Source organism: Bradyrhizobium sp. SPXBL-04 (genome assembly GCF_051853035.1).
Taxonomy (GTDB): domain Bacteria; phylum Pseudomonadota; class Alphaproteobacteria; order Rhizobiales; family Xanthobacteraceae; genus Bradyrhizobium; species Bradyrhizobium zhanjiangense.
Map to the genome: position 1 here is coordinate 7,171,795 of NZ_CP182472.1, position 26,097 is coordinate 7,197,891.

A 26,097-nucleotide genomic window follows, 5' to 3' on the forward strand; every position below is an offset into this window, starting at 1 on the left:
CAAATTTCCTAGCCGAGACCCATCTTCTTGAAGGTCCGGCTGATCCAAGACCCCTGATTCTCGCTCGGTTCGAGACCGCCCGATTTTACAAGATTATAGGCGTCCTTGTACCAGCGGCTGTCAGGAAAATTGTGCCCGAGCACGGCCGCCGCGGTCTGCGCTTCGCCGACGATACCGATCGCCATATAGGCCTCGGTGAGCCGGAACAGCGCTTCCTCGACATGGCGGGTGGTCTGGTACTGCGTGACGACGGTCTTGTAGCGGTTGATCGCCGCCGTGTAGTCGCGCTTCTGCGCGTAGTAGCGGCCGACATTCATTTCCTTGCCGGCGAGCTGGTCGCGCGCGCCCTCGATCTTGGCCTTGGCCGAGGTGGCATATTCCGAGTTCGGATATTTGCGCACCACCTCTTCTAGCGCGGCGATCGCCTTCTCGGTGCGGGCCTGGTCGCGGCTGGTGTCCGGGATCTGGTCGTAATGCGAGGCAGCGATCAGGTATTGCGCATAGGCCGCATCCGGGCTGCCGGGATGCAGCGTGACATAGCGAGTGGCGGCGCCGATGCAGCCGTCATAGTCGCCGCCCTGGTAGGACGCATAGGCAGACATCAGCAGCGATTTGCGGGCCCAGTCGGAATAAGGATGCTGGCGGTCGACCTCTTCGAACTTCTTGTTCGCCGCCTTCATGTCCTTCTTCTCGTTCATGAGGTACAGGCCCTCATTGTAGATCTTGTCGGCGGGCTCCTCGACGAAGGTGTCGTCCTTGGCGGTGAACTTGTCCCAGAGCGAGCCGGTGCCACAGCCGGCTAGCGGCAGCGCGAGCAGGATGAAGGTGACGGCGTGAAGCAGACCGCGGGCTCGAGACGAGTTCGGGAGATATCCGCGCGTCATACGCTGTGCCGACATGAGTTTTGCCTTGACGCCCTGTGATGCGGTGCCCGCCAGCCCATGAACCCCGTCATGGGCGCGAAATGTGACCGTGGTGCCTGCCATGCGACCACGCCGATCTATCCGAAAAACGATCTTTAACGAACCGGATAGGCAGGCATTTCGCCCGGATTAAGGCGAAACTGCCGCAATGCTAGTCGATCATGGTTACCAGGAATTTCCCGGGGTCAGTTGCAACCCGTACCTGCGACAACAGGTCCGTCAGGACACGTCCGGCCCGTAGGCCGCAGCGATCCGGCCACCGACGATGCCGCGACCAACGTCGCCCTGGGGACGCGTGGTGCGGCGGGCCGCTTCGCCCTCGACCACCCGCCAAGCGGTACGGTCGGCCAGCAGCGCGGTCAGGACGGCGTGGTTGAGCTTGTGGCCGCCACGCACCGAGCGGTAAGCGCCAAGCAGCGGCAGGCCGGCCAGCGCGAGGTCGCCGATCACGTCCAGCACCTTGTGGCGGGCACATTCGTCGGCGTAGCGCAGGCCCTCAGTGTTGAGCAGCCGCTCATCGTCGAACACGACGGTGTTGTCGAAGGAGGCACCGAGGGCATAACCCGCGCTCCAGAGCCGCGCGACATCGCCCATCAGGCCGAAAGTCCGGGCGCGGCCGACTTCGCGGCGGAAACGCTCGGCGCTGAGGTCGAAGGCATAGCTCTGCTGGCCGATGACGGGGTTGGTGAAGTCGATTTCGACCTCAGCGCGGAACCCATTGGCATAGGGCCTGATCTCGCCGAAGGAATCGCCGATCTTGACCGAGATCGGCTTCAAAACCTGAATGAAGCGGCGTTGGGCCGATTGGGTGACGATGCCGGCCTGGTCGATCGCCGCAATGAAGGCGGCGGCGCTGCCGTCCATGATCGGCACTTCGGGCCCGTCGATCTCGATCGTGGCGTTGTCGACACCCATGCCCCGCAGTGCAGCGAGCACGTGCTCGGCGGTGGAGACCAGCGGGCCGTCGCGATCGCCGAGGACGGTGGCGAAGTCGGTCGCAATCACCTGCTCGGCGGTAGCCTGAACTTCGCGGTCACTTCCCTCGAGCCCGGTGCGGACAAAAATAAAACCTGCGTCGACAGGCGCAGGCCCAAGCGTGAGAGTGACGGGAAGACCGGAATGAACGCCTACGCCTGCCACGGAGGCTTGCGCACGAAGCGTTGTTTGCCGGCTAAATTTCATCAGGAACCGCCCCACTACGACCACTGCGACTTATACGAGACCCGCCTGGCCGGTCAGTGCCGTCGTCCCGCGAATCCGTATCCCCAAGTCACCGCAAACCATAGTGACTGCCCCAAACAGCGCCAACTCACGCTTTTTTACCGATTGTTACCCCAAACCTGCCGTATTCGCGCCAAGGCTTAACCAAATTGCGCCGAGGTTTGGGGTCGTCACCGGCAGTTTTACTGAACCACCGAATGCGTAATTAATCATTTAAAATCAGTTGCTTGGCTGTGCAATCCGGATATGCACGGGACCAAAGGAAAGGTCCCGGCAAGCTTATTGCCGGGACCTTTTTTCGCCTGCCTTATTGTAACAATCCTCAGGTCGCCTGCCGCCGTAGGAAGGCCGGGATATCAAGATGGTCGTCTCCCTGTGGCGCCGGCGCAACAGGCGCGGGGCGGCCATGCATGTCCAGGCCCTGCGGCGCGGGCCGGCGGGCATACTCCGATACCGGCTCGCTGGCCGCGATCTGCTGCGCCACGGTCTTCTGCGGCCGGCGATCGGGCAGCGGCGGCATCGCGGGACCGGCGGTGCGGGCGGCGATCGGCGCTTCGCTCTCCTCGTCGCGACGGCCGAGGCCGACATTGGCGAGACGCTGGAGCAGCGACAGGCGGGTCTTCTGCGGGGTCTCTTCCTCGACCTCGCCGCGGGCCTGACGAAGCTCGGCCTGGGCCGGCATCGGCAGTTCCTCGATGCGTGGCATCCGCGGCGCACGGACCGGTGCACGCTCGGCCTGCGGCGGGATGAAGGTTTCCGGCGTCATCGGCTCCTGCATGGCGAGCGGGGCCTGCTCGGGCTCCGGGAACAGGGTCGGCTTCTGCGCGATCGGGCGCACGGTGACGTCGCCGTAGGTCTGCATCGGCGCGGGCGCCTGCGGGACGTCCGCGACGGCGGCGGCGATGGCGGCGAGCGCAGCACGCTCGACATTCGGACGGGGCGCGGCAGCGGCCGGAGCCGGCGCGGCCGCCGGGACCTGCCCCTCCAGCTTCTGGGCGCGTTCGGCCAGACGCTGATTGTCGGCACGGAGCCGCGCGGTCAGGTCGGCGAGACGGCTCTCGGCAGCAGCGGCCGGAGCGGCAGCCTGCTGCGCCTGCGGTGCCGGGTTCGCGACGGGAGCGGAGGTCGCCTGGCTGTTGCGGGCGATCGCGGCCTGCTCGATGCCGGTGGCAACGACCGAGACGCGGATCAGGCCGTCGAGGGCTTCGTCGAAGGTCGCGCCGACGATGATGTTGGCGTCCTGGTCGACTTCCTCGCGGATGCGGGTCGCGGCTTCGTCGACCTCGAACAAAGTGAGGTCCTTGCCGCCGGTGATGGAAATGAGGAGGCCCTTGGCGCCCTTCATCGAGCTATCGTCGATCAGCGGATTGGCGATCGCAGCTTCCGCGGCGGTCAGCGCGCGCTTGTCGCCGGAGGCTTCGCCGGTGCCCATCATCGCCTTGCCCATCTCACGCATGACGGCGCGGACGTCGGCGAAGTCGAGATTGATCAGGCCTTCCTTGACCATCAGGTCGGTGATGCAGGCAACGCCCGAATAGAGCACCTGGTCGGCCATCGCGAAGGCGTCGGCGAAGGTGGTCTTCTCGTTGGCGACCCGGAACAGGTTCTGGTTCGGGATGATCAGGAGGGTGTCGACCACCTTGTGAAGCTCGTTGATGCCGGCTTCAGCGGTGCGCATGCGCCGGCCGCCCTCGAAGTGGAACGGCTTGGTGACGACGCCGACGGTGAGGATGCCCATGTCGCGCGCCGTCTTGGCGATGACGGGTGCAGCGCCGGTGCCGGTGCCGCCGCCCATGCCGGCGGTGACGAACACCATGTTGGCGCCGGAGAGATGGTCGCGCAGCTCGTCGATCACCTCTTCCGCCGCCGCGGCGCCGACATTCGGCTGCGAGCCGGCGCCGAGGCCTTGGGTGACCGCTGTGCCCATCTGCACGATGCGCTGCGCCTTCGACATCGTCAGCGCCTGCGCGTCGGTGTTGGCGACCACGAAGTCGACGCCCTGGAGGCCCGCGGTGATCATGTTGTTGACGGCGTTGCCGCCGGCGCCGCCGACGCCGAACACGGTGATCCGGGGCTTCAGTTCGTGAATATCAGGAACATTGATGCTGATGGTCATGGTTGCTGCCTCTCGATCACGCGCGCGTGGGTTCGCCCCGGCCGGTGGCCGCGGGAGTTGGTGAAAATCGACAATTGCGGAAAGCGGTCATCAGAAGCCCTCGCGTAGCCATCGTCCGACCCTTCCAAAATATCCGCCGGTCCCTGTCTTGACCTGCTGCCGCGCATGCCGCGGTTCGACATGTTCGAGGTGAACATATTGCGGGTAGACGAGAAGTCCGGCCGGCACCGCGAACGCGGCGTTCTTCGCCTCGTTGGGCAGCCGGCCGAAACCGAGCGGACGTCCGACCCGCACGGGCCGGCCGAGAATCTGGGTGCCGAGCTCGACGAGGCCGGTCAGCTGCGAGGCGCCGCCCGAGAGCACGACGCGGCCGTTGGGCTCTGAGGCGAAGGGCGAATCCTTCAGTTTGTCCCGAACCATTTCGAAGACTTCCTCGGCACGGTGCTTGACGATGTTCGCGATAGTGGCGCGGGAGACGATCTGCGGCAGATCCTGCTCGTCACCGGCTGTCGGCACAGACATCAGCTCACGCGAGTCCGATCCGCCGGTGATGACGGTCCCATATAAAGTCTTGATTCGCTCGGCATCGGCAATGGTCGCGGAGAGTCCGCGCGCGAGATCCATCGTGATGTGTTGCCCGCCGACCGCAAAACCGGCCGCATGCACGAAACGGCCGCCGGAATAGACCGCGATCGTGGTGGTGCCGGCACCCATCTCGACGACGGCGGCGCCGAGATCGGCCTCGTCGTCGGTCAGCACCGACAGGCCGGCCACATAGGGGCTCGCTGCCATCGCTTCGACATTGATGTGGCAGCGTTCCACCGCCAGCATCAGGTTCCGTGCCACGGTGGCGTCGCAGGTGACGACGTTCATGTCGACGCCGAACTGGTGCGCAACCATGCCGCGGGGATCGCGGATGCCTTTGACACCATCGAGCGTGTAGCCGACCGGCAGGGCGTGCAGCACGGTGCGGCCTTCGCCGGTAGCATGGCGCATGCCGGTGGAGGTGACGCGGCTGACGTCCGCCTGAGTCACGGCGCCGCCGCGGATGTCGGCGGCGGCCTCGACCAGCTGGCCGGAGAGCCGGCCACCGGACACGGACAGCAGCACGGACTCGACCCGCACCTTGGCCATCTTCTCCGCGAGCCCGACGGCCTGGCGCACCGCCTGCTCGCATTCGGTAAGATCGATCACCGCGCCGGCCTTCATGCCGCGCGACTGGATCTGGCTGTAGCCGATCAATTCCACCGCGTGGGTGCGGCCGCGCAACGCATCGCTCGGCGGCGACGGCTTCAGCCGCGCGATCATGCAGGCGATCTTGCTGGTGCCGATATCGAGGCAGGCGACGATGCCGCCGCGCTTGTGCGGCATCGGGCGTGTCTTCGGCGTCTGGGTGCGATCGAGACCGGTCATGCGGAATCCCCGGCCTTCTTTTTCTTCTTGTCCTTGAACTGCTCCTCGCGCGCCTTGGCGGCGTCGTCGGACAGCTGCACCACCAGACGATCGGGCAGGCGCATGTCGACGGCGACGATGTCGCGGGAGAACAGCCTATCGTCCTTGTCGAGCTTGGACAGCATCGCAAGGGCGTTGCCGACATCCTGCTCGGGCAGGCGGATGTCGAGGCCGTCCTTGAGCCTCAGGTTCCAGCGCCGCACGCCGACGAAGATCGCGGCCTTCGTCACCGAATTGACCTGCGGGTAACGCGCCAGCAGGGCGAGGAAATCGCGGGCCTGGGTGTCGGCGCCCTTGCCGACCACGAGCGGCAACGACAGGAAGCGGCGGGAGACATAGGGTTCGAGCACGGCACCGTCATCGGCGATGACGGAGAGCCGGCCGGCCTCCTGCCACAGCGCGAATGCCTTGCGCTCGGTGAGCTCGATCATAAGCTGGCCCGGATAGAGTTTCAGCACGGTCGCGTCCGCAATCCAGGGATTGGCCTTGAGCTTGTCGCGCACCGCGTCGGCGTCGAGGAACAGCAGCGAGGAGCGGCCGCTGACGCCGCCGATCGCGAGGATCTCGTCCTGGGTGAGCTGCTTGCGGCCGTTGATCACGACGGAGGTGATGCGGAAGCCGGCGGAATTGGCCAGCGCATTGCGGGCGTCGTTGACCGCGGTGATGAAATCCTGGAGATGGCCGCCCTTGACGATGCCGAAGCCGCAGCTTCCGATCAGGAGCAGCACGGTCATGCTGATCCCGACCCGGCGCGGCAGATAGCGCTCGACCAGCGCGACCATGCGCGGCGGTGGTTCGCGCTCGACGACGGCCCTGGCCTTGGTCTTGGCCTTGTCCTTGGCGGCGGCGCGCGCCTCGGCGCGCTTGTCCTGCACCCACTCGCGCAGAAGCACGACCGCTCCGATAGCGGCCGCCTTCAGGTCAGCTTGGGGCCTCAGCGATCTCAGAAACGACCGGGTGAGGCTTCCTGCACCATCCATTGCACGAGCTCGTCAACAAGTTTGGCCGCGACATCGCGCGGGTCCTGGCGAACATGACGTCTCGGACTTGCCGGGCCGGGTGCTGGTCTTCAGCAGAAGAAAACCTCTCCCCTTCAAAGCGTTCGCTGCAGGTGACATCACCGCAAACAGCTCACGCGCCGGCAGCCAAAGCGCCATATGCGCCGCCAGCGTTAACCTTCGGACGTCCTGGTAAACAAAAGGTAAAATTCGTTAACGCGGGATGCTTTTTGCCCCGCGATATCTGGCATTTATGCCGCGATATCCGGCATTTTACCGGTTTTGGACCCCAAATCGGACCGTTTCGGCCTTTCGGCCGTTAACCAGTCCTAATTATTTCCGGGCCCGCTGCTCGGCGAGCTCGATCAGGCCACGCAGGAAGTCGACGAACGCGATGCCCTCGGCCTTCAGCGCCTTGGGGTAGAGCGAAGAGTTCGTCAGCCCGGGGAGCGTGTTGGTTTCGAGATAAACGAGGCCCCTGTCCGAGACGATGAAGTCCGAGCGGGAATAGCCGACACAGGACATCGCCCGATGCGCCGCCATCGCCTGCTCCTTCAGCGCGGCGGTGATCTCGGGTGCGAAACGGCCGGGGCAGATCTCCTGGGTCGACTTCAAAAGATATTTTGCGGCGTAGTCGAAATTGCCCTCGCCCGGAATGATCTCGATCGGCGGCAGCGCGATGATCGAGCCATCGGTGCGCTCCAGCACGCCGCAGGTCGCCTCGACGCCGGCGACGTAGGGCTCGATGACGTACTCCTCGTGCTTCGCCGCGTTGCGGACGGCGACGAGATCCTGCTTGGCGTTGACGAAGATAAGGCCGTAGCTTGATCCGTCCCGCGCCGGCTTTGCGATCAGCCGACCATATTCGGCGAAAGCCTCGTCAATGTTGTCGAGCGCGACGTTTGCCGGCGGCGTCACGCCGCCGAGCGCAGCGAAGTGCTTGGCCGCGATCTTGTCAAAGGCGAGATGCGAGGAGGCCGAGCCCGATCCGGTGAAGGCCACGCCGCGCGCCTCGCACATCACCTGCAATTCGCCGTTCTCGGCGCGCCCGCCATGCAGGCCGAGCACCAGCACCCGGCCTTCCGCCTTGGCCTGGTCGAGCGCCTGCGCCAGCGGAATGCCACGCGTGCCGGGCTTGAACTCGTCCTCGAACGGACGGGCATGTTCGAGCAGTTGTTTCGACTGCACGACATGCACCTTGTCCTCGACGTCCCACCACCACAGATCGGCCTCGGGCAGCGCCTGATGCAGCGCCTGGGCTGAGGCGACCGAAACCAGACGTTCGCGGTTGGAGCCGCCGAAGAGGATGGTGATGCGCATGTTCATAGTTCGCAATCTCTCCAGTTCGTCATTCCGGGGCGCGACGAAGTCGCGAGCCCGGAATCAATTCATCCACGAACACCGCCGCCCGATGGATTCTCCGATGCGCAATTGCGCATCGGAGCTCTCGCTTCGCGAGCCCCGGAATGACGGTGTTCATGAAACCCCGATCCGCTTGATTTCCCAGTGTAGCTCAACTCCAGAATTGGCCTTCACCCGTTCGCGCACGGTCTCGCCCAGCGTCTCGATATCGTGCGCGCTGGCGTCGCCGGTGTTGATCAGGAAATTGCAGTGCATCTCCGAGACCTGCGCGCCGCCGACGCGCAGGCCGCGGCAGCCGGCAGCATCAATCAGCTTCCAGGCGGAATGGCCGGGCGGGTTCTTGAAGGTCGAGCCGCCGGTCTTCTCGCGGATCGGCTGCGCGGTCTCGCGATGGGTCTGCACCTCTGCCATGCGCGCGCGGATCGCATCACTATCCCTGATCTCGCCGCGAAAGCGCGCGGAGGTGAAGATGATGGAGGGATCGACGCCGCTGTTGCGGTAGACGAACTTCATGTCGGCGTTGGAGAACACGTGCTTGCCGCCGTCGCGCCCGACGCCCCTCGCCTCGATCAGGACGTCCTTGGTCTCCCCGCCATTGGCGCCCGCATTCATGCGCAGCGCGCCGCCGATCGTGCCGGGAATGCCGAAATAGAATTCGAGCCCGCCGATATTGGCGGACACCGCAACTTCTGCCACGCGCTTGTCGAGCGCCGCCGCGCCCGCGGTGACGACATCGCCGCTCGCGCTCGTCTCGCCGAAGGCGCGCGGTGCGAGACGAATCACCACGCCCGCAATGCCGCCGTCGCGCACGATGAGGTTGGAGCCGACGCCGACGACATAGACCGGGATGTCGGGAGCGAGAAGCGCGAGGAAGTAGGCGAGATCGTCTTCGTCAGCCGGGGTGAACAGCACCTGTGCCGGACCGCCGACGCGAAACCAGGTGAGCTCGGCGAGCGACTGGTTGGCGAGCAGCCGACCGCGAAGATCAGGCATCGCGGCTTTGAGCGAAGGGATGATGTCGGGGAAGCTCACCGCCCTACCCCAGCGCCTTCAATTCGTCCGGCAACGCGTACGCCCATTGCGTGATGTTGCCGGCCCCCAGGCACACGACGAGATCACCTGGCTTCGCCAATCCCTTGACGATGCCCGCGAGCGCCGAAGCCGCCGGCAGCGGGATCACCTCGCGATGGCCGTGGGCGCGCAGGCCCGCGACGAAATGATCGCGATCGACGCCCGCGATCGGCACTTCGCCGGCGGCATAGACTTCGGCGACGATCACCGCGTCCGCATCGTTGAAGCAGGTGCAGAATTCCTCGAACAGCGATTGCAGGCGCGTGTAGCGATGCGGCTGCACCACGGCGATCACCTTGCCGGTGTAGGAATCGCGCGCCGCTTTCAGCACGGCCGCGATCTCGACGGGGTGGTGGCCGTAATCGTCGATGATGGTCACGCCGTTCCACTCGCCGGTCTTGGTGAAGCGCCGCTTGACGCCGCCGAAGCCTGCGATGGCGCCGCGGATCTTGTCGTCGGAAACACCGAGCGTGTGCGCAACTGCGATCGCTGCCGTCGCATTCGAGGCGTTGTGCCGGCCCGGCATCGGCAGCGCGAGGTCGGCGATCTCGTGCACAGCCCCACTCTTGCGATCGCGGATGACGACCTTGAACTTCGAGCCACCGCCGCCCGCCGTGAGGTCGACCAGCCGCGCGTCCGCCTGCGGATTCTCGCCGTAAGTGATGATGCGACGATCCTCGATCTTGCCGACGAGGCTCTGCACCACGGGATGATCGATGCACATCACGGCGAAGCCGTAGAACGGCAGATTCTCGACGAAATGGCGGAACGCATCCTGCACGGCATCGAAGGTCTTGAAATGATCGAGATGCTCGGGGTCGACATTGGTGACGATCGCGACATCGGTCGGCAGCTTCAGGAACGTACCGTCACTCTCGTCGGCTTCCACCACCATCCAGTCGCCGGCGCCGAGCCGCGCGTTGGAGCCGTAGGCGTTGATGATGCCGCCGTTGATCACCGTCGGATCGAGCCCGCCGGCATCGAGCAACGTTGCGACCATCGTGGTCGTCGTGGTCTTGCCGTGGGTGCCGGCAATCGCGACGCAGCTCTTCAGCCGCATCAGCTCGGCCAGCATCTCGGCGCGACGCACCACGGGAATGCGCCGTTCGCGCGCCGCCATCAATTCCGGATTGTCGCGCTTGATCGCGGTAGAGACCACAACGACCTCGGCGCCGTCGACGTTCTCCGCCTTGTGGCCGACCGAGACCTTCGCGCCCTTCTTGCGCAGCCGGTCGAGATTGTAATTGTCGGCGGCGTCGGAGCCCTGCACGGCATAGCCGAGATTGACCAGCACCTCAGCGATGCCGCTCATGCCGATTCCGCCGATTCCAACGAAGTGGATGGGTCCGATCTCGCGCGGCAGTCTCATACTCTGTTCCCTGACCTCGCCGCCCCCGAAGGCGGCATCTGGCGAAGGTCACGGCCAAATCAGCCGCGCGCCTTTCCTACTGGATGCCCCGCTTTAGAAGGCGATGACAAGGGCTTTTTCGCGTCAGATTCCCGCGACTTTGACCACGAGATCCGCCAGCCGCTCGGCCGCGTCGAGCCGGCCGGCGCCGCGGGCGGCTTCGGCCATGGCGGCAAGACGCGCCGGCTCGGCGGCGAAGGTGGAGATTTCGGCGGCAAGGCGGTCCGAGCTGAACTCGGTCTGCGGGATGCGGATGGCGCCATCGACCTTGACCAGCACGCCGGCATTGGCGAACTGATCCTGGTCGATCGAGCCCGGCAGCGGCACCAGGATCGAGGGCCGCCCGATCGCGGCAAGCTCGGCGACCGTGCCCGCGCCGGAACGCGACACCACCAGATGGTTGGAAGCAAGCCGCGCCGGCAAATCCGTGAAGAAGGGTGCGAGCTCGACCCTGATCTTGAGCTTGTCGTAGACCGCGCGCACGCGGCTCATATCCTCTTCGCGCACCTGCTGGGTCAGGACGAGGCGGCTCCACAGTGCAGGCTCGAGCCGCTCGATCGCGCCCGGCACGATATCGGCCATGATGCGCGCGCCCTGACTGCCGCCGACGACGAGCAAGCGGAGCGGACCGTTCACTTCAGGCGTGATATATTTTACCGCAGCGGCCGCGAGGATCGCCGGCCGCATCGGCGTGCCGACGGTCGTGGTCTTAGCCGATAGTGCCGGATCGCGGTCGAGCACGCCGGGCAAGGACGTCGCGATGGCGCGGACACGGCTCGACAGGAACCGGTTGGCGCGGCCGAGCACGGCGTTGGCATCGTGGATGATCCCGGGCACGCCGGCGAATTTCGCCGCGACCAGCGGCGGCAGCGTCGGATAGCCGCCGAAACCGACGACAGCGACAGGCTTCAATCGCTTGATCAGAGCGTAGGCAGAGAGCGTGCCGACGGCGAGCGTGAGGCCGGCATAGGCAAGCTGGAACGGATTGCGGCCGCGCGCAGTCTCGCTCGAGACGACGTCGATCATGTCCTTGCTGAACAGCCCGCTATAGCGCAGCGCGCGCTCGTCGGTGACGAGGCGGACGCGAAAGCCGCGCCGGATCAATTCGACGCCGAGCGCCTCGGCCGGGAACAGATGGCCGCCGGTGCCGCCCGCGGCGAGAAGAATCAGGGGGGACGTGTCCATGACGGAGGCTTTTACAAGATCTGTCTCGTCATTGCGAGCGAAGCGAACCAATCCAGACTACCTCCGCGGAGACAGTCTGGATTGCTTCGTCGCAAGAACTCCTCGCAATGACGACGAATTACGCGTAACTCCGCATTGCCTCGGCGCGGCCGCTCGCCTCGACCTCGGTGCGCGGACGCAGCCGCGTCAGCGCCAGCATCATGCCGACGCCATAGGCCAGCGACACGATCGAGGAGCCGCCATAGGAGATGAACGGCAGCGTCATGCCCTTGGCGGGGATGAGCTGCAGGTTCACCGACATGTTGATCGCCGCCTGCACGCCAAACAGGATCGCAAGGCCCGAGGCCGCAAAGCGCGAGAACATGTCCTCATTGGTATAGGCGCGTGACAGCGTGCGGATGACGACGAAGGCGAACAGCGCCAGCATCGCCAGGCACAGGATGATTCCGAACTCTTCGGCAGCAACAGCGAACACGAAATCGGTGTGGCTGTCCGGCAGGCTGCGCTTGGCGATGCCCTCGCCCGGTCCGAGGCCGAACCAGCCGCCATTGTAGAAGGCTTCCATGGCGGTATCGACCTGGAAGGTGTCGCCGGAGGCCGGGTTCACGAAGCGCCTGATGCGGCCCGCTACGTGGGGAACAAAAAGGTAGGCACTGAACAGGCCGGCCGCGGCGGCACCCGCAAGGCCGAACACCCAGATCATGCGCATCCCTGCGATGAAGAACAGCGAGCCCCACACCATCAGGATCAGCATGGTCTGGCCGAAGTCCGGCTCCATCACCAGCAGCGCGACCAACATCAAGAGCAGCACCAGCGCCATCGAGGTCGCCGGCATCTCCGGCCGCTTGGTCGATTCCGCGAACAGCCAGGCCGCGATGACGACGAACGACGGCTTTGCGATCTCGGAGGCCTGGATGTTGACGCCGAGCAGCGTGATCCAGCGCCGCGAGCCCTTCACCTCAGGGCCGATCGCGAGCGTCACCACGATCAGGATGATGCTGACCGTGAAGATGATCAGCGCGCTGCGGCGGATCGCGCGCGGCGAGAGGAACGAGACGCCAAGCAGCACTAGGCAGGACGGGAGGAGGAACATCACGTGGCGGCTGAAGAAATGGAAGGGATCGAGCCCGATACGGGTCGCAACCGGCGGGCTCGCCGCCAGCGACAGGATCACCCCGGTCAGCATCAGCGCCAGGATGGCGCCCATCAGCGGCTTGTCGACGGTCCACCACCACTCGGAAAAGGGGGTGCGTTCTTCACGGGAGAGCATGGGCGGCCGCTTTCGGACAGAGGTCCGTCCATTGGTCGCCGAGGTTGGTTACCGGGGGGTTAAGGAAGTGGGGGCGTTTGCAGATGATCTTCGCTGCCGCCACAAAACACACTGTCATGCCCCGCGAAGGCGGGGCATCCAGTACGCCGCGGCACCTCGGCTAAAGCACCGTCTCTGGGATACTGGGCGGATTCAACCGCTCGTCGCAACACTCCAGCAAGGAGGTTGCGATGGAGAGCTGTGTGCGGGTGGGTCGTGCTCAGAAGGCCCTGCGAGAGCATTACAGACCGTTCTGGGTCGCGATTGCCTCGGGGCGATCGAGCGAGGATGCTTCGATTGAGGCCGGGGTGTCGCCGGCGGTCGGAGTGCGCTGGTTCCGGAGGGCGGGCGGTATGCCGCCAACACATTTGTCGCGGTCGTCAAAACCCTCATCAGGGCGCTACCTCTCGTTCGCCGAGCGTGAGGAGATCGCCATCTTGCGCGCGCAGGGGCATGGGGTGCGAGCCATAGCTCGCCAGCTCGATCGGCCGCCATGCACGATCTCTCGTGAGCTCCGACGCAATGTGGCGCGTCGCCACGGCGCTGCAGAGTACCGCGCGACCACGGCACAATGGCGCGCTGATCGATCCGCCCGACGACCCAAATTGGCGAAGTTGGCAATCAATCCGGCCCTGCGGGATTATGTGCAAGACCGGCTTGCCGGTATGATCGCCAAGCCGGACGGGAAGCCCCTCCCTGGCCCGAAGGTGGTGTGGAAGGGGCGCCGGGCTGTACATCGGCAAAACCGGCGCTGGGCGACGGCATGGAGCCCGGAACAGATTTCGCGGCGACTTCGGCTCGACTTCCCCGAGGATGAGACGATGCGCATCAGTCACGAGGCGATCTATCAGGCGCTTTATGTGCAGGGACGAGGGGCTTTGCGTCGCGAACTGACGGCCTGCTTGCGCACCGGGCGGGCGTTGCGGATGCCAAGGGCGCGCGCGCGTAAAGGCCGAAGCTTTATTCCTTCCGAGATCATGATCAGTCAGCGTCCGGCGGAGGCCGCCGATCGAGCTGTGCCGGGCCACTGGGAAGGTGACCTCATTATGGGCCTTGGAAGCTCCGCGATCGGCACTCTGGTGGAGCGCACGACCCGTTTTACCATTCTGCTGCATCTACCGCGCATGACGGGCCAGGAACAGGAAGCTGGGGTGAAGAAAGCACTCGCCGGACATGGCGGCTGAGGCCGTGCGCGATGCCATCACCCGCGCAATCGTCACCATGCCAGAGCAACTGCGTCGGTCACTGACTTGGGATCAAGGAGCCGAGCTGGCACAGCATGCACGTCTGAGGATCGATGCAGGCGTACAGGTCTACTTCTGCGACCCTCATAGCCCATGGCAGCGCGGCACCAACGAGAACACGAATGGGTTGCTGCGTCAGTACTTTCCAAAAGGGACCGATCTCAGCATGCACAATGCCGAGGACCTCGAGGCCGTGGCTCTCGCACTCAATACCAGGCCCAGAAAGACGCTCGGCTGGAAAACACCCGCCGAAACTCTCGACCAATTGTTACGGGTGAGCGATACACGGAGTGTTGCGACGAGCGGTTGAATCCGCCCTGGATCGCCCGGTCAAGCCGGGCGACGACAGTGGAGTGTGACGCACGCGTGTTCCCTACACCACCGGCTTCACACCCGGCAGCGCCTGCACCAGCTCGCGGAACTTGGTGCCGCGGATCTCGAAATTGCGGTACTGGTCGAACGAGGCGCAGGCCGGCGACAGCAGCACGACGGCGTCGGTGAGCCCTGAGGCTTCTGCGTCGCGCGCGGCGTGTTCGACGGCAACGTCCAGCGTCTGGCTGATCTCGTGCGCAACCTCGCTGCCCAGCGTTCCCGAAAACTCCTGTGCGGCCTCGCCGATCAGATAGGCCTTGCGAATGCGCGGGAAGAAGGAGGTTAAGCTGGTGATGCCGCCGGCCTTCGGCTTGCCGCCAGCAATCCAGAAGATATCCGCAAAGGACGACAACGCATGCGCGGTCGCATCCGCGTTGGTGCCCTTGGAATCGTTGACGAACAGCACGTTGCCGCGGCGGCCGACCTGCTCCATGCGGTGCGCGAGGCCCGGAAAGCTGCGCAGGCCGTTCTGCAGCACGTCGAGGCCGATGCCCATCGCGAGCGCGGCAGCGGCGGCGCAGGCGGCATTCTGCGCGTTGTGCTGGCCGCGCAGCGAGCCGATGCCGCCGAGAGCGGCGATCTCGCTGCGCGCACCGCCCGAGGTGCGCACGATGTTGCCGTGCTCGACGTAAATCCCGGTGGCCAGCGGATTCTTGACGGAGATGCGCACCACGTTCTTGCCGGCGCGGTCGAGCCGATCGGCGACGTCACGGCAAAAACCGTCGTCGACGCCAACGATCGAGGTGCCGCCGTCCTGCACGCCCGCAACGAGACGCTCCTTCACCGCGGCGTAATGCGCAACCGTGCCGTGGCGGTCGATGTGGTCCTCGCTGACGTTGAGCAGGATGCCGACGGAGGGATCGAGCGAGGGCGTGAGGTCGATCTGGTAGGACGACATCTCGATGACGTGGACGCGACCCATGCGCGGCGGCTCCAGCGACAGGATCGCGGTGCCGATATTGCCGCCCATCTGGGTGTCGTAGCCGGCGACTTTCGTCAGATGCGCAATCAGTGCCGTCGTGGTCGACTTGCCATTGGTGCCGGTGATGGCGACGAATGGCGCATCCGGTGCGTGGCGCCGCCGCTCGCGGCAGAACAGCTCGATGTCGCCGATCAATTCGACGCCAGCCTCGCGGGCCTTCAGCACGCTCCAGTGCGGCACCGGATGGGTCAGCGGCACGCCGGGCGCCAGCACGAGCGCGGCAAAATTCGCCCAGGAGATGTTGCGCAAATCCGCGGTGACGAAACCGACCTGCGCCGCCTTGGCGACGTTCTCGGCATTGTCGTCGGCGGCGATCACCTCGGCGCCACCGGCTTTCAACGCATGGCAGGAGGCGAGCCCCGAACCGCCGAGGCCGAACACAGCGACAGTCTTGCCGGCAAAGGACGTGACCGGGATCATCGATCGATCACCGCAGCTTCAGTGTCGACAGGCCGGCGAGCGCCAGCATCACCGAGATGATCCAGAAGCGGATCACGATCTGCGGCTCGGTCCAGCCGAGCTGCTCGAAATGATGATGGATCGGCGCCATGCGGAAGATGCGCTTTCCGGTGAGCTTGAACGACACCACCTGCACGATGACGGAGACCGCCTCCAGCACGAATAGGCCGCCGATCACCGCGAGCACGATCTCGTGCTTCACCGCGACCGCGATCGCGCCCAGCATGCCGCCGAGCGCGAGCGAGCCGGTGTCGCCCATGAAGATCGAGGCCGGCGGCGCGTTGAACCAGAGGAAGCCGAGGCCGGCGCCCAATAGCGCGCCGCAGAGCACGGCGAGTTCGCCGGTGCCCGCGACATATTTGATCTGGAGATATTCGGCGAACACGGCGTTGCCGGCGAGATAAGCGATCATCGCAAAGCTCGCGGTCGCAATCATCACCGGCACGATGGCGAGGCCGTCGAGACCGTCGGTGAGGTTCACCGCGTTGCCGGAGCCGACGATGACGAAGGCGCCGAAGATGACGAAGAACCAGCCGAAATGCAGCACCGTGTCCTTCAGGAACGGAATCGTCAGCGCAGTGGACGCGGGATCACGGTTCAGCCGCACCAGCGCGTAGCAGGCGACCAGCGCGATCGCCGCCTCGATCAGCAGGCGAAGCTTGCTGCCGAATCCGGTCGTGGTCTGCTTGGTGACCTTGAGGTAATCGTCATAGAAGCCGACGAAGCCGAAACCGAGCGTCACCGCCAGCACGATCCAGACATAGGGGTTGAGCGGGTTGGCCCACAGCACCGTACCGACGGTGAGGCCCGACAGGATCATGAGCCCGCCCATGGTGGGCGTGCCCTTCTTGGCGAGATGCGATTGCGGACCGTCGGTGCGGATCGGCTGGCCCTTGCCCTGACGGATGCGCAAATGATCGATGATCCAGGGTCCGAACAGGAACACGAACAGCGCGCCGGTGACGACGGCGCCGCCGGTGCGGAAAGTGATGTAGCGGAAGACGTTCAGGACCGTGCGGATTGCACCGAAGCCCGGAAATGTGTTGGAGAGCTCGATCAGCCAGTAAAACATTCAGACGGTCCTATGGCGCCTTTGCACGCGCAGCCTTGGCCTTGTTCTCGGCCTTTATCTTGGCCTCGACGTGCCTCACGCGCATTCGCTGGTCTTCATCATCGGGTCGGAGGCGACCTCTGGGGAAACGGACGGCTTCGTGCCGCAAAAGGGGGATTCGGGAACAGCGCCTTCCAAGCAGTTTACGCCTTTGCCTGCAAGGCGGCCACCAGGCCCGGCACAAACTTGTTGACCCAGAACATCTTCTTGCTGCCCTTGACAACCACGACGTCGCCTGCCTTCAGCAGGCGCGCAACCTCATCCGGCTTCAGCGTGACGGGATCGTCGTGCCAGCCGAGCCCCTTGCTTGACGGCAGCACGTCGAAGAGGTGGCGCATCAGGGGCCCGACGCAATAGACGCCGTCGATACCTTCGAGATGCTTGGCAAGGCCGGTATGGTAGCTTGGTGCGTCAGCACCCAGCTCCAGCATGTCGCCGAGCACCGCAATGCGGCGCCCGCCAGACATGTTGCGCGCCTGAAGGCTTTGCAGCGCAGCAGCGACGCTGGCCGGATTGCCGTTGAAACTGTCGTCGATCACGGTGATGCCGCCGACCGCCTGCTCGACGCCGCGGCCGGTCATGATGCCGACCCGGTCGAGCTTGATCGCGAGCGTTGCCGCATCGAGGTTCGCCGCACGGATCGCGGCGAGCGCGGCCAGCGCATTCTGTACGCGGTGCGGCGCGCCCGGCGTGAGGCTGAAGGCGATCTCCTTCTTGCCGAGCTTGGCCACGACCTGCCAGCTCTCGCCATGCGGGGCGTGCGCGATCTCGTGCACCTCGGCATGCTCGCCGAAGCGCACCACCGTGCCTTTCCAATCCGGCGCCTTGATCCCGGCGGGCAGCACCAGCACGCCGTCCTCGGGCAGGCCGAGCGCGATCGATACTTTCTCGCGCCTGATAGCTTCGAGTGAGCCGAGCTTTTCCAGATGCACCGGCTGGACGTTGACGACGAGCGCGACGGTCGGCCGCGTCAACTCGCTGAGCCGCGCGATTTCGCCGGGCTGGTTCATGCCCATCTCGACGACCCAGAGGCTGGCGTCCGGCCTGGCGTTGCACAGCGTCAGCGGCACGCCCCAGAAATTGTTGAAGCTCGACGGGCTGGCATAGGCGTTGGGGTAAGCGGCCAGAAACTCCTTGGTGCTGGTCTTGCCGGCGCTGCCGGTGAGCCCGATCACTGGACCGCCAAAGCGCGCGCGCGCGGCGCGCGCAAGGCCCCACAGGCCGTCGATCAGTGTGTCCTTCACGACGATCTGGGGAATGCGGATGCCCGCGATCTCGTGCGGCACGATCATCGCGACCGCTCCGGAGGCCTCCGCCTTGTCCGCGAACTCCCAGCCGTCACGCGCGCTGGCGAAGGCGGAGACGAAGCCACCGCTTGGCGTGCCGCTCAGCGCGACGAACAGTCTGCCCGGTTTCACCAGGCGGCTGTCCTGGGTGACGAAATCGATCGGCGTATCCGGGAATGATCCGCCGACACCCAGCGCGCGCGCCACCTCGGCAACCGTCCATATCGGCGCGCTCATGCAACCCTCGATGCTAGTGCGGCGGCGACCGCCTCGTGATCACTGAAGGGCAAGATCTCGCCGCCGACGATCTGCCCGGTCTCGTGGCCCTTGCCGGCGATGAGGAGCGCATCGCCCTCCTGCAAGTCCTCGATCGCGACGCGAATGGCCTCAGCGCGGTCGCCGATCTCGCGCGCACCCTTGGCCGCGGCGAGGATCGCGGCACGGATCGCCTCCGGCTTCTCGCTGCGCGGATTGTCGTCGGTGACGATGACGCCGTCGGCGTTCTCGGCCGCGATCTCGCCCATGATCGGCCGCTTGCCGGCATCGCGATCGCCACCGGCGCCGAACACGACGACCAGCCTGCGCGTGGCGTAGGGACGGAGCGCCTGCAAAGCCTTCGCCAGCGCATCGGGTTTATGCGCGTAGTCGACGAAGATCGGCGCGCCGTTGCGCTCGCCGACGCGCTCGAGCCGGCCCTTGGCGCCTTCGAGATGTTCGAGGCTCGCGAACACGTTTGCCGCATCGCTGCCGGTGCCGATGGCAAGGCCGGCCGATACCAGCGCGTTCTCGATCTGAAACTCGCCGACCAGCGGGAGACGGACCGCGTAACGCTTGCCGCGATGCTCGAGCGCGAGCGCTTGCGAAAAGCCCTCGACCTCGGCATCGGCGAGACGAATGCCCTCGCCTGCGCCGTCGCCGTTGCGGCCGACCGCCATCACGCGCAGGCCGCGCGCCTTCGCCGCGTCGATGACGTCCACTGAACAATCATGATCGGCCGAGATCACCGCTGCTCCATCAGGGGCGACCAGCTCGCGGAACAGGCGGAGCTTGGCCGCGAGGTAATGCGCAACGGTCGGATGATAATCCATGTGGTCGCGCGAGAGATTGGTGAAGCCGCCGGCGCAGACGCGCACGCCGTCGAGGCGGTACTGGTCGAGCCCGTGCGAGGACGCCTCGAAGGCGAGATGCGTCACGCCGTCGCGCGCGATCTCGTCGATCTGCCGGTGCAGTGCGATCGGATCCGGCGTCGTCAACGAACCGTAGACGGTGCGCTTGGGCGAGACGAGGCCGATGGTGCCGATGCTGGCGGACGCATGCCCCAGCCGCTCCCAGATCTGGCGCGTGAACGCCGCGACCGAGGTCTTGCCGCTGGTGCCGGTCACCGCGGCAATCGTCGCGGGCTGTGCGGGGAAGAATCTTGCCGCGGCCAGTGCCAGAGCGCGGCGTGGATTGGCGACCGTGACGAACGGCACCTTGCTGCCATCAGGTGCATGGTCGCCGACGACGGCCACCGCGCCTGCGCCGACCGCAGCGTCGATGAAGCGCGCGCCGTCGGTCTTGCTGCCCGCAAGTGCGAAGAAGAGATCGCCCGGCCCGACCTGCCGGCTGTCGAGCGCAAGGCCGGTCACATCGAGCGCCGCGGCAGCGGGCTCGATTGCGGCATCATTGCCTAGCAGTTCGCGCAGCTTCATGGTGTTCCAGTCGACATGCCGTGCCGGAAAGCCGAATCTTCGGAAAAGTCCCGACTCAGCAGCGGCAACGGCCTACCCGGTTGATTACTGGGTTGTCCTGGATGCTGCAAGAATAAGGCGGTCGGACGGCGGCAGGTCGAACCGCGGCTCGACGCCCAGAAGCGGCGCGATTCGCTCGATCACCTTGCCGCCCGTCGGCACCGCGTTCCAGCCGGACGTGATGAAACCCTTGGTTTCAGGAATCGCCTGCGGCTCGTCCAGCATGATCAGGATGTGATATTTTGGATCGTCGCAGGGCATGACCGCGGTGAAGGAGTTGAGCACCCGCTTCTTGGCATAGCGGCCGTTGATGACCTTCTCGGACGTGCCGGTCTTGCCGCCCACGTAGTAGCCCTTGATGTCCGCGGTCTTGGCGGTACCGATCTCGGCATTGAGCCGCATCAGATACCGCATCTTGTCGCTGGTATCCTGCTTGATCACGCGCTTGGCCAGCGCCGCCGCTTCGGTTTCGCTGCGCTTCATGAATGTCGGCGGAATGAGATAGCCGCCGTTCACCAGCGCGTTGATGCCCATCACCGCCTGGAGCGGCGCCACCGAGAGGCCCTGGCCGAACGCGGCGGTGACCGTGTTCAGCTCGCTCCAGCGGCGCGGGATCAGCGGCGCCGCGCTCTCCGGCAGCTCGGTGCGCAGCCGCGTCAACTGGCCCATCTTGGCGAGGAACGCCTTGTGCGCCTCGACCCCCTGGCTGAGCGCGATCCGCGCCGCGCCGATGTTGGACGAGTAGGTGAACACTTCCTTGGTGTTGATGAAACGCCCGAGCGGGTGGCTGTCGTGGATGGTGAACTTGCCGTAGTGCAGATTTCCGCGCGCATCCCACGACGAATTCAGGTTGATCTTGCCGGAATCGAGCGCCATCGCCAGCGTGAACGCCTTGAAGGTCGAGCCCATCTCATAGACGCCCGTGGTCAGACGGTTGATGCGGTCGGGGTCGTGCGCTTCCTTCGGATTGTTGGGATCGAAGTCCGGCAGCGAGACCATCGCGACGATCTCGCCGGTCTTGACGTTGGAGACGATGCCGGAGGCGGCCTTGGCGTGGAACTTGTCCTTGGCCTTCAACAGCTCGTCGCGGAGCGCGTGCTCGACGCGCAGATCGACCGAGAGCTCGATCGGCTTTTGCAACCGGTCGGTGGCAAAGCCGGCGCGGTGGAGATCGGCGAGCCCTTGATTATCGAGCCACTTCTCCAGGCCGGCGATGCCCTGGTTGTCGATATTGACGAGGCCGATGAGGTGGGCGACTTCGTTGCCGGTCGGATAGACGCGCTTGTTCTCACGCAGGAAGCCGATGCCGGGAATGCCGAGCTTGTGGATGTCCTGCTGCTGCTTCGGCGTGACCTCGCGTTTGAGCCAGACAAAGCCCTTGCGCGTCTTCAGACGCTCGCGCACCTCGGCCTCGTCGAGGTCGGGAACGGTGGCGGTCAGAAGCTCGATCGCCTCGTCCTTGTCGATGATGCGGCGTGGCTCGCCGAACAGGCTCGCCGCCTTGACGTCGGTTGCCAGGATCGCACCGTTGCGGTCGACGATGTCAGGCCGCGCGGTCGCGACCACTTCCTGCGCCGCGGCGCGGCGGGCACCGTGGGCGTCGGCGCCGATCGCGAACATCACGAGGCGGCCGCCGATCAGGGCATAGACCGAGGCGAAGGCGAGCATTGCGAGGCCAACGCGCGCGCGTGCCTTCGCGGCGCGATCGACATTGCGCCCGTAGAGCAGGCTGCGGATCAGCCGCTGCCGCCAGGGCTCGGTCGGCTTTTCCATGGGTTTTGCCGGGATCGGAGCGCTCATTGATTGTCCTCCGGCTGAGGCACGGAGCCCGTCACGGTCTCGGGATCGCTGGCGGCTTCGATGGTGTTGAGCATCGCTCCGATCGGGTCGGGTTCGCCCGGTCTGAACATCCGCGGCGGGCGCTCCGGCAGGTTCTTCAGCGAGTCATATTGCGTGCCGTTGACCGGCTTCAGCGACAGATGCCGGTCGGACAATCCTTGCAGGCGCAAGGGCGCATCGAGCTTGGCCCATTCGGCGCGCAGCGAGGCGATCGCATCGCGCTGCTCCCGGATTTCCGCATGCAGCCGCAGCACCTTCTCGGTGCGCGCGGTGGAGTCCATCTTGATCCGGTAGACATGGGCCGCCGCGAAGATCAGCGCGCCGATGACGAGGAGGTGGATGAAGCGCATGCGCTAGCCACCCCTCATGACGTCGGAGAGCCTTGGCCAGGACGATGGCTCGCCATCGTCATGCGCGGGCGCCGAGGTGCGCTCGGCGGCGCGCAGCTTTGCGGAGCGCGCACGCGGGTTATGCGCCACTTCGTCCTCACCGGCGACGACCGGCCGCCGCGTCAGCAGCTGGAAGCTCGGCGCGGCCTGCGCGACTTCCGGCAGATGCCGCGAGCCGCCGCCGCTCTTCGAACGTGAGGCGAGAAAATTCTTGACGATGCGGTCTTCCAGCGAATGGAACGAGACCACGACGAGGCGGCCGCCGGGCTTGAGCACGCGTTCGGCCGCAGCGAGCGCCGTCTGGAGTTCCTCGAGCTCTTCGTTGACGAAGATGCGCAGCGCCTGGAACGTCCGCGTCGCCGGGTGAATGTCGCCGGGCTTCGAGCGCACGACCCTGCCGACGAGATCGGCGAGCGCGCGCGTGGTCGTGAACGGCCTCTCCTGCCGATCTGCAACGATGGCACGGGCGATGCGCCGCGAATGCCGCTCCTCGCCGAAGAGATAGATGATGTCGGCGAGATCGCCTTCGGAGGCACGCGCGACGACGTCCGCCGCGGTCGGGCCCGCCTGCCCCATCCGCATGTCGAGCGGACCGTCGAGACGGAAGGAGAAGCCGCGGCCGGCCTGATCGAGCTGCATCGAGGACACGCCGACATCCATCACGATGCCATCGACGGTGTCGACGCCCCGCGCCGCGCAGACTTCCGCGAGGTTGGAGAAGCGGTCTTCGACCAGCGTGAGCCGGCCGGCGGAGCGTTCGACGAGCTCGGCACCGCCAGCGATCGCAGTACGATCGCGGTCAATCGCAATGAGCCGGGTTCCCGGCATGTCGAGAATGGCGCGGCTGTAGCCGCCGGCGCCGAAAGTGGCATCGACATAGATGCCACCTTCGCGCGGGGCGAGATGGTCGATGGCCTCGCGGCCGAGAACCGGAATGTGCGGAGCCGAGCTCATGCGCCACGCCTGCCGAACGCCCAGCCTGACGTCGATGCCAGATCGGGAACGAAACAGCCCATGACGCCTCGAATGATTTTGCGTCGCGGCGGTTCCACGACAAGGCCCTCGTCCTACATGATTACCGAGTCCGGTCGTCCCGGGCGGCAAACCCAGTGTTCCCAGCGAATTTTGTCGGGCAGCCATGGGATTTCGAGCCAAAATACGCTTTGGCCGCCTCCGGACGCGGGTCGGCACTTCATCTCTCAGTAACGGCCCTTAGCGTTAAGAAAGCGTTGATCGCCTCGCGACAAGTCTAAAAGGTGACGTCGTGGTGATGCTTCATCCACACACATGCGCCAAAATGCATTCGTTAACCGCGGCGCGCGATTGCGCGCGGCCGAGGGTAAAGGAATAGTAAAGAGAAGGGCTTGGCCCACACTCTCCGTCCAACTCGAGCTGTCCATGCCGTCCGGTTCGTCCACGCCGTCTGGATCTGATTCGAAGCGTCAACGCGTTCTGCCGGTTCCCAAGGCCGCTGCAGGCATGCGGACGTTCGATCCGGATTCCTCGATCGTCTCCGATATCATCCCTTCGCCGAACCATGGCGAGCGCGCCAAGGGACGGCAGCCGGACATGATCGTGCTGCACTACACCGGCATGCCCGATGTCGAGGGCGCGCTGGCGCGGCTGTGCACGGCGGGGACTGACGTGTCGGCACATTACGTCGTGCTGGAGGACGGCCGCATCGTGCAATGCGTGCCCGAGGCCAGGCGCGCCTGGCACGCCGGCGTCTCGTCCTGGGCCGGCGAGGACGACATCAACTCCTGCTCGATCGGCATCGAGATCATCAATCGCGGGCATGACTGGGGCTATCCGGAGTATCCACTGCGCCAGATCGCCGCCGTGATCGCGCTGTGCCGCGGCATCATGCTCCGCCGCAAGGTGCCGCCGCACCGGGTGCTCGGCCATTCCGACGTCGCGCCCGCGCGCAAGAAGGATCCCGGCGAAAAATTTCCGTGGCATTCGCTTGCCAATTCCGGCGTCGGCCACTGGGTGACGCCCGCCCCGGTCGTGCGCGGCGAGACCTTGATGCTCGGCACCATCAGCGACGCCGTGCTGAGCATGCAGCAGGCGCTCGCCAGATACGGCTACGGCGTGCCGCTGACCGGCAAATACGATGCTGCGACCATGGAAGTCATCACCGCCTTCCAGCGCCACTTCCGCCCGGCGCGGCTGGATGGCGTCGCCGATCATTCGACGCTGTCGACATTGCAGGCGTTGCTGGCGAGCCTTCCGCAAGAGGGGACGCCTGTCGCGTCGAAGTGACGACGACGGCCACATACTTCGTCATTGCGACGAAGCAATCCAGACTGTTCCGGCGGAGAGACGCTGGATTGCTTCGCGGAGCCTGTCATCGGGCCGCGCTTCGCGCGGACCCGTTGGCTCACAATGACGGAGCTCGTGGCGACTATCCCATCTCCCTCACCCGTCGCGCATACAGCCGCCGCAACGGCTCCAGCTGCGTCGCCTCCGTCGCCGCCCGATACGCCTCGCGCGCCTCGTCCTTGCGGCCGAGCCGCCGCAACAGATCCGCGCGCACCGCGGGCAACAGCTCGTAGCCATCAAGCCCGCCGCGCGCGGTGATCGCGTCGACAAGAGCGAGCGCACGTGAAGGTCCATCGACCATCGACACCGCCGCGGCATGATTCAGCTCGATCACCGGCGAGGGACTGATGCGCAGCAAAACCTCATAGAGCCCCGCAATCTGCCGCCAATCGGTCTCCTCAAAGCTGATCTCGCGCGCATGCAGCGCCGCGATCGCGGCTTGCACGGCATAGGGTTGCGGCCGGCCCGGCAGGCGCAGCGCGTCCTCCACCAGGAGCAGGCCCTCCTCGATCTGCGCGCGATCCCACAGCGAGCGATCCTGTTCCTCTAGCAGCACGATATCGCCGGCCGGTGTCTCGCGCCCGCCGCGGCGCGCATCGTGCAGCAGCATCAACGCCAGCAGGCCCTTGATGCCGGCACGATCGGGCATCAACCGGTCGAGCAGGCGGCCGAGCCGGATCGCCTCGACGACGAAATCGGGCCGCATCAGGCCCGTCCCCGAGGTCGCCACGTAGCCTTCGGTGAAGACGAGATAGATCACGGCGAGCACGCCGTCGAGCCGCAGCGCCAGCGCGTCGCGCTCCGGCACTTCGTAAGGAATACCGGCGAGACGGATCTTCTGCTTGGCGCGAACGAGGCGTTGGGCCATCGCCTCCTCGCTGACGAGAAAGGCGCGCGCGACCTGCGCGGTGGACAGCCCGCAGACGGTGCGCAGCGTCAGCGCGACCTGGACTTCGGCTGCGAACGCGGGATGGCAGCAGGTGAAGATCAACCTGAGCATGTCGTCGTCGAGCATGGCCGGCGGCTCGTCAGGCGCTTGCGCGTTCAGCTCGAGCTCGTGCACCAGCGCTTGCTGCTTGCCGCGAAAGATGGCCTGGCGGCGAATGCGGTCGATCGCCTTGTTGCGCGCGACATTGACCAGCCAGGCGCGCGGATTGTCGGGGGCCTCACATGCCGGCCAGCGTTCCAGCGCGACGGCAAACGCATCCTGAAGCGAATCCTCGGCGAGATCGAAATCACCGACGAGGCGGATCAGCGTGGCCAGCGCCCGCCCCGCCTCGTCACGGAAGATGGCTTCGATCTCGGAAGGGGTCATGTC

Annotated in this window: 19 protein-coding genes and 1 pseudogene; 2 read left to right on the forward strand and 18 right to left on the reverse strand. The window is 65.7% G+C overall.

Annotated features, from left to right (window positions below; all coding sequences use genetic code 11):
* Positions 1–8: 8 nt before the first annotated feature.
* From ACNJX8_RS34245 to ftsW, 10 genes are all read right to left on the reverse strand, one after another.
* Positions 9–899 carry an outer membrane protein assembly factor BamD gene (locus ACNJX8_RS34245; protein WP_439362018.1) on the reverse strand — a complete coding sequence of 297 codons (891 nt, stop codon included), beginning with the start codon at positions 897–899 and terminating at the stop codon, positions 9–11.
* Between the two features lie 243 nt (positions 900–1,142).
* Positions 1,143–2,105 carry a UDP-3-O-acyl-N-acetylglucosamine deacetylase gene (gene lpxC, locus ACNJX8_RS34250; RefSeq protein ID WP_128936024.1) on the reverse strand — a complete coding sequence of 321 codons (963 nt, stop codon included), beginning with the start codon at positions 2,103–2,105 and terminating at the stop codon, positions 1,143–1,145.
* A 361-nt stretch (positions 2,106–2,466) separates the two neighbouring features.
* A complete protein-coding gene (gene ftsZ, locus ACNJX8_RS34255; protein ID WP_439358311.1) occupies positions 2,467–4,260 on the reverse strand; it encodes a cell division protein FtsZ in 1,794 nt (597 codons plus the stop codon).
* Between the two features lie 90 nt (positions 4,261–4,350).
* The gene (gene ftsA, locus ACNJX8_RS34260; RefSeq protein ID WP_439358312.1) at positions 4,351–5,673 is read right to left on the reverse strand and encodes a cell division protein FtsA; all 1,323 of its coding nucleotides are present in this window, start codon (positions 5,671–5,673) and stop codon (positions 4,351–4,353) included.
* Entirely contained in the window at positions 5,670–6,692 is a 1,023-nt protein-coding gene (locus ACNJX8_RS34265) for a cell division protein FtsQ/DivIB (RefSeq protein WP_439358313.1), read from the reverse strand. Before ACNJX8_RS34265 ends, ftsA begins: the two co-directional genes overlap by 4 nt.
* Before the next feature lie 351 nt (positions 6,693–7,043).
* A complete protein-coding gene (locus tag ACNJX8_RS34270; RefSeq protein WP_249761905.1) occupies positions 7,044–8,030 on the reverse strand; it encodes a D-alanine--D-alanine ligase family protein in 987 nt (328 codons plus the stop codon).
* 156 nt (positions 8,031–8,186) lie between these two features.
* Entirely contained in the window at positions 8,187–9,104 is a 918-nt protein-coding gene (gene murB, locus ACNJX8_RS34275) for a UDP-N-acetylmuramate dehydrogenase (RefSeq protein ID WP_439358314.1), read from the reverse strand.
* Positions 9,105–9,108: 4 nt separating this feature from the next.
* Positions 9,109–10,512: a UDP-N-acetylmuramate--L-alanine ligase gene (gene murC / locus ACNJX8_RS34280; protein WP_249757788.1), complete on the reverse strand. Its 1,404-nt coding sequence runs from the start codon at positions 10,510–10,512 to the stop codon at positions 9,109–9,111.
* A 123-nt stretch (positions 10,513–10,635) separates the two neighbouring features.
* Positions 10,636–11,736 (reverse strand): undecaprenyldiphospho-muramoylpentapeptide beta-N-acetylglucosaminyltransferase, encoded by a 1,101-nt coding sequence (murG, locus tag ACNJX8_RS34285; protein WP_128936031.1) that lies wholly within the window; start codon positions 11,734–11,736, stop codon positions 10,636–10,638.
* Positions 11,737–11,854: 118 nt separating this feature from the next.
* The gene (gene ftsW / locus ACNJX8_RS34290; RefSeq protein ID WP_439358315.1) at positions 11,855–13,006 is read right to left on the reverse strand and encodes a putative lipid II flippase FtsW; all 1,152 of its coding nucleotides are present in this window, start codon (positions 13,004–13,006) and stop codon (positions 11,855–11,857) included.
* A gap of 230 nt (positions 13,007–13,236) precedes the next feature.
* Here ftsW and ACNJX8_RS34295 point away from each other — a divergent pair.
* Positions 13,237–14,599: pseudogene (locus ACNJX8_RS34295) on the forward strand (IS30 family transposase).
* A 63-nt stretch (positions 14,600–14,662) separates the two neighbouring features.
* On the opposite strand, the gene murD reads toward ACNJX8_RS34295, so the two are convergent.
* The 7 genes from murD to rsmH all read right to left on the reverse strand — a co-directional run bounded on the left by murD (position 14,663) and on the right by rsmH (position 23,411).
* Entirely contained in the window at positions 14,663–16,063 is a 1,401-nt protein-coding gene (gene murD, locus ACNJX8_RS34300) for a UDP-N-acetylmuramoyl-L-alanine--D-glutamate ligase (RefSeq protein WP_439358316.1), read from the reverse strand.
* 7 nt (positions 16,064–16,070) lie between these two features.
* Positions 16,071–17,174, reverse strand: a complete 1,104-nt coding sequence (gene mraY / locus ACNJX8_RS34305; RefSeq protein WP_122401968.1) for a phospho-N-acetylmuramoyl-pentapeptide-transferase — start codon at positions 17,172–17,174, stop codon at positions 16,071–16,073.
* 182 nt (positions 17,175–17,356) lie between these two features.
* Entirely contained in the window at positions 17,357–18,736 is a 1,380-nt protein-coding gene (locus ACNJX8_RS34310; RefSeq protein ID WP_439358317.1) for a UDP-N-acetylmuramoyl-tripeptide--D-alanyl-D-alanine ligase, read from the reverse strand.
* Complete coding sequence (locus ACNJX8_RS34315; protein ID WP_439358318.1) at positions 18,733–20,190, reverse strand: UDP-N-acetylmuramoyl-L-alanyl-D-glutamate--2,6-diaminopimelate ligase; 1,458 nt, start codon at positions 20,188–20,190, stop codon at positions 18,733–18,735. Before ACNJX8_RS34315 ends, ACNJX8_RS34310 begins: the two co-directional genes overlap by 4 nt.
* Positions 20,191–20,274: 84 nt before the next feature.
* Positions 20,275–22,029 carry a peptidoglycan D,D-transpeptidase FtsI family protein gene (locus ACNJX8_RS34320; RefSeq protein ID WP_128944668.1) on the reverse strand — a complete coding sequence of 585 codons (1,755 nt, stop codon included), beginning with the start codon at positions 22,027–22,029 and terminating at the stop codon, positions 20,275–20,277.
* Positions 22,026–22,418, reverse strand: coding sequence for a cell division protein FtsL (gene ftsL / locus ACNJX8_RS34325; RefSeq protein ID WP_091879235.1), 393 nt, complete (start codon positions 22,416–22,418; stop codon positions 22,026–22,028). Before ftsL ends, ACNJX8_RS34320 begins: the two co-directional genes overlap by 4 nt.
* A gap of 3 nt (positions 22,419–22,421) precedes the next feature.
* On the reverse strand, positions 22,422–23,411 hold the full coding sequence (gene rsmH / locus ACNJX8_RS34330; protein ID WP_439358319.1) for a 16S rRNA (cytosine(1402)-N(4))-methyltransferase RsmH: 990 nt from the start codon (positions 23,409–23,411) through the stop codon (positions 22,422–22,424).
* A 525-nt stretch (positions 23,412–23,936) separates the two neighbouring features.
* Between rsmH and ACNJX8_RS34335 the strand changes: the two genes are divergently transcribed.
* Positions 23,937–24,719, forward strand: coding sequence for an N-acetylmuramoyl-L-alanine amidase (locus ACNJX8_RS34335; protein WP_128936038.1), 783 nt, complete (start codon positions 23,937–23,939; stop codon positions 24,717–24,719).
* A gap of 142 nt (positions 24,720–24,861) precedes the next feature.
* Here the strand turns inward: ACNJX8_RS34335 and ACNJX8_RS34340 are convergent, their stop codons facing one another.
* Complete coding sequence (locus ACNJX8_RS34340; protein WP_439358320.1) at positions 24,862–26,094, reverse strand: RNA polymerase sigma factor; 1,233 nt, start codon at positions 26,092–26,094, stop codon at positions 24,862–24,864.
* Between the last annotated feature and the right edge of the window lie 3 nt (positions 26,095–26,097).